Annotated in this window: 4 protein-coding genes and 1 pseudogene; 3 read left to right on the top strand and 2 right to left on the bottom strand. The window is 59.5% G+C overall.

The features are described 5' to 3' along the window. Positions 1 to 407 (top strand): annotated as a pseudogene (locus QOC89_RS26850) (dihydrolipoyl dehydrogenase); the annotation flags it as partial. Between the two features lie 326 nt (positions 408 to 733). Here QOC89_RS26850 and QOC89_RS26855 read toward each other — a convergent pair. After that, positions 734 to 1,306, bottom strand: coding sequence for a phasin family protein (locus QOC89_RS26855; RefSeq protein WP_095418901.1), 573 nt, complete (start codon positions 1,304 to 1,306; stop codon positions 734 to 736). Positions 1,307 to 2,090: 784 nt separating this feature from the next. On the opposite strand from QOC89_RS26855, the gene pbpG reads away from it, so the two are divergent. Continuing rightward, positions 2,091 to 3,272, top strand: coding sequence for a D-alanyl-D-alanine endopeptidase (gene pbpG / locus QOC89_RS26860; RefSeq protein WP_323047800.1), 1,182 nt, complete (start codon positions 2,091 to 2,093; stop codon positions 3,270 to 3,272). Positions 3,273 to 3,375: 103 nt separating this feature from the next. Here pbpG and QOC89_RS26865 read toward each other — a convergent pair whose 3' ends face one another. Next, the gene (locus QOC89_RS26865; RefSeq protein ID WP_323047801.1) at positions 3,376 to 4,182 is read right to left on the bottom strand and encodes an IclR family transcriptional regulator; all 807 of its coding nucleotides are present in this window, start codon (positions 4,180 to 4,182) and stop codon (positions 3,376 to 3,378) included. A gap of 180 nt (positions 4,183 to 4,362) precedes the next feature. Here QOC89_RS26865 and QOC89_RS26870 point away from each other — a divergent pair. After that, positions 4,363 to 4,622, top strand: a 260-nt coding sequence (locus tag QOC89_RS26870) for a (Fe-S)-binding protein (RefSeq protein ID WP_323047802.1), incomplete at its 3' end; no start/stop codon positions are given.

The following is a 4,622-nucleotide window of genomic DNA, read 5'->3' on the forward strand; positions in this document are numbered from 1 at the left end:
AGAAGGCTTACTTCGACGCGCTGCAGATTCCGTCGGTGGCTTACACCGATCCGGAAGTGGCGTGGGCCGGCAAGACGGAAGACCAGCTGAAGGCCGCGGGCATCAAGTACGGTAAGGCCGTGTTCCCGTGGGCAGCTTCGGGTCGCGCCATCGCCAACGGCCGCGATGAAGGCTTCACCAAGCTCCTGTTCGACGAAGAAACGCATCGCGTGATCGGCGGCGGGATTGTCGGTCTGAATGCGGGCGATCTGATCAGCGAGGTGTGTCTCGCAATCGAAATGGGTGCGGACGCAACGGATATCGGTAAGACGATTCACCCGCACCCGACGCTGGGTGAATCGATTGGCATGGCCGCCGAGTTGTACGAAGGCGTCTGCACAGACTTGCCGCCGCAGAAAAAGAAGTAAATGCCGCCAGACCCACCTGCATGCAGGTGGGTTGCTGGATGCAGAAACAAAAAACGGCGCGCCCCGCAAAGGGCGCGCCGTTTTTCTATTGCAGCAGGCAGCGTAGAACGTCTGTCGTGACGTGGCGCATGAAACATGCGTTGCGCACTTCTTGCAGCGGGAAAAAAAATCCCGGCCTTTCGCCGGGCAAACGATACGCTATTTCAACGTATCGGAGCGTTCGGCCAGGGTCAACCGTGTAAGCGGCAACGGCGCGACGCTGTTGCTTGCAATAACGCCGGCCCAGCCTGAAGGCGGGCCGGCGTGACATGCATGCGGCTTGAAACCTAGACGGCCTTCTTTGCCGAGCGCGATGCTTGTGCAGCGGCTTGCGATGCTGCCTTCGATGCGGCCGTTGCGGCTGCATTGAAGTTGCTTTCGGCGATTTCAACAGCTTGCTTGGTGGCCTTGTGGACCGTTTCGTACGTGGTGTTGGCGGCGGTGATAGCCGACTTCATCACGGCGACAGCGGTTTCCGAACCGGCCGGGGCATTCTTCGCAACGTTTTCGACGAGCGATTGGACCTTGCGGTTTTGCTCTTCGAATTGGGCTTCCGCGACGCGGGTGAATTCGCCTTGCGTTGCCGAAACGATTTCGTACACGTGACGGCCATACGACAGCGCCTTTTCAGCCACCGGCTGGGCGAGGCTTGCTTGCAGTGCCAGCAATTCCTGCGCGTCTTTCACCGACAGGGCGCGCTGGGCATTTTCCTGACTTTCCGCGAGCGTCGATTTCACGACTTGCAGGTTCAGTTCAACCAGCTTTTCGACGCCTTCGAATGCTTTGGTCGTCAGGCCGAACAGCGTTTCAAAGTTGGCTTTCTGGGCTGCAGCGAATTGCTCAGGGGTCAGCAGAGTCATGGTTTACGCTCCTGGATTGCGGCCTGTCTGTGCGGACCGCATTGGGTTGGTGGCAAGACGATTTAGGATCGTCTGCCCGGGCCGCGACGTTTTGTGCATCGCAGCAATGGTTCCCATTTTAGGATGGCCGCAACGAATGTCAAGTGCTTTTTGTGCGTCGCACAATGTCGAGAATTTACTGATAAAACAACGTGTTATGCAGTAGGCATGACATTAATAAGATACAGGTCAGATTAACCGTTGCACCAGATCGGTGCGTTAGAAGACAGCATTTTTTGCCGGTTCAATCGGCGAGTCTGATCGTCGGCGGGAAGGGCTGCGTCAGATACATCGCTTTGAATGTCGGAAAAACTCAGGTTGTGGCGGATCCGCTGTAAACCATAAAGTGTCACGGAACGTTAATCTTGCATGCCGGTCGAATGCGCGTTGGCGTTCTGCAGTAGACGTTTAACAACTGCGGCGAGGCGCCTGCGACGTCCGGCCTGAAACGTCATGCTGGCAAGGCTGTCCCCGCCTGCGCTCTGACCGTATTTCCCCTGATCAAGATTGTTTCGAAGTTGCCGTTATGCTGAAAGAATCATCTCGATTCCGGCCTGTAGCGACAACGGCGAGGCAAACCATGCAGGCGATCGTCTTTTTCGATCGAAGCGCGGCACTTATTTGTGTTTTTGCGATCGGAGCTTACAAGCCGGTTTAAGGAGCGCGTATAAGTGCTTCAAATTGCTAATTTTTCGTTGTTTTACTACACTTGCGGAAACCTCTCGCCGCTCCCTACCGAACACCCATGAAAACCGACATGCTTTCGTCGCTAAAAGTGATCCACGGCGCGGCCCGCAGCACCGCTCTGTCGGTGGCCGCCTCCATGGTCATCGCAGCGGCGTTCGCCGCGCCCGCGTGCAGTTTTGCTGCCACGCCCGACGCACCTGTAAAAACCTCCAAACACGCGAAAGCAGCCAAAAAGCCGGCCGCGGCCACCGCCGACAAGGTGTCGAGCAAGAAGGCCGGCAAAGTCGCGACTGCGAAGACCGTCGCCGCAGCGGACGACGCGCCGCGTGCGGGCGTCAAGCGCAAGCGCGTGACGTACACCTCGAACGGTCGCCATCACTCGGTGGTGCGCCGCGTCGCGTACGAACCGCGTCCGCCTTCGGTCGGCCAGGCGTTTGGTCTGCACGAAACGCCGGACGCGCTGATGCTGCGTTCAAGCGTTGCCTACGTGATCGACCAGAACTCCGGCGAAGCGCTATTCGACAAGAACTCGCGCGCCGTGGTGCCGATCGCCTCGATCACCAAACTGATGACCTCGATGGTCGTGCTCGATTCGAAAGAGCCGATGACCGACCAGATCGAAGTCACGGATGAAGATCGCGATTACGAGAAAAACACCGGCTCGCGGTTGTCGGTGGGCTCGGTACTCTCGCGTGAAGACATGCTGCACATCGCGCTGATGGCTTCGGAAAACCGTGCCGCCGCCGCACTGTCGCGTTATTTCCCGGGCGGCCGTCCGGCGTTCCTCGCGGCCATGAACGCGAAGGCCAAGCAACTCGGCATGACCGACACGCACTTTGAAAACCCCACGGGTCTGACGAGCCAGAACGTGTCGAGCGCACGCGACCTCGTGAAGATGGTCAATGCGGCGTATCAATATCCGCTGATCCGTAAGTTCTCGACCGATCACAGCTATGAGGTGTACACCGGCAAGCGTTCGCTGGCGTACAACAGCACGAATGCGCTGGTGCGCAACCCGACGTGGGACATCGGTCTGCAAAAGACCGGCTTCATCAACGAAGCGGGCGAGTGTCTCGTGATGCAGGCGACCATCCATGGCCGCCCGATGATCATGGTGCTGCTCGACTCGTCGGGTAAATACTCGCGCTTTGCGGACGCGACGCGTCTGCGTACTTGGCTAGATAACGGTGGCGATCAAACGCGCATCACCAGTGCGGATGCCGGCGGCCCGGGCACCTGAAATTGCCCTGGGGTGCCGCAGTGGCCGGTTCTCGGACCGGCCCAAAAAAAGCCTCGCATTTTGCGAGGCTTTTTTCATTGAGCCGCTGAGAACAGCTATCTGCTTACACGTGCTGCGAGTGCGCATGCTCCTGCGGTGTCTGCGGGCGGTATCCGAGCGACTCGGAAATCAGCAAGGCCGTTTGGCTGACCTGTCCCAGCCACGAGTCCTGCAAGCGATCCGCCGGGGCGGACAGCGACAGCCCCGCGACCAGTTTGCCGGTGTCGTCGTAAATCCCGGCTGCGATACAGCGCACGCCCAGTTCCAGCTCTTCGTTGTCGCGCGCGCAGGCCTGTTGCCGCACATGCGATAGCTCCCGTTCGAGCTTGGTCAGATCGGTGATGCTGTTCTGCGTGTGCCCGGACAGACCGGTGCGCGTGGCGTAGGCCCGCACGCGGGTCGATTCGTCAGCGGCGAGAAAGAGCTTGCCTACCGAAGTCAGATGCAGCGGCGCCCGCCCGCCAATCGCTCGCACCACCTGCATGCCGGAGCGTTCCGAATAGGCGCGCTCGATATAGACGATCTCGTCGCCCTGCCGCACCGACAGGTTCACTGTCTGCCCGGTCTGGCGGTGCAATTCGCGCATCGGCGTGAGCGCCGCGTCGCGTACCGACAGGCGCGCCTTCACCAGATTGCCTAATTCGAGCAGGCGCATACCGAGACGGTAAGTGCCGGGATCCGACCGGTCGACCAGCCGGCACATCACCATATCGTTCAGGATGCGGTGCGCGGTGGACGGGTGCAGCTCCGTGCGGATGGCGAGTTCTTTCAGGCTGACCGGGTCGCTATGCGCAGCGAGGGCATCGAGCAGGCGCATCATGCGTTCGATCACCTGGATCGAAGTTTTGGGATCCGGGTTCGTATCGCTCATGGGGAGGAATCGGTTGACGCGTCAAACAGCGGAAATTGATTGTATCCCGTATTGTGAAAAGAAGGAACGCGGGTGGAACGCCTATTCCAATTTGGCGTGGCATTCGTCCTATGCCTTCCGGACGTTGGTATTGTGCGGCAAACAGCGGATAATCAGGGACGTTTTCCCGAAGGAGGGCTCATGCGAGTCGGATTGTTCGTCACCTGCCTGATCGACCTGATGCGTCCGGAGATCGGTTTTTCGGTCATCAAGCTGATCGAAGGCGCCGGTTTCGAGGTGGTGGTGCCACCCGCGCAGACCTGTTGCGGGCAGCCCGCGTACAACTCGGGCGAACGGCGCATCGCGCGCGACCTGGCCGAGAAAACCTTGCGCGAGTTCGAACAGTTCGACTACGTCGTGGTGCCGTCCGGCTCGTGCGGCGGCATGATCCGCGCGCATTA

It is taken from the genome of Paraburkholderia sp. (genome assembly GCF_034668105.1).
In the GTDB taxonomy this organism is placed as follows: Bacteria; Pseudomonadota; Gammaproteobacteria; order Burkholderiales; family Burkholderiaceae; genus Paraburkholderia.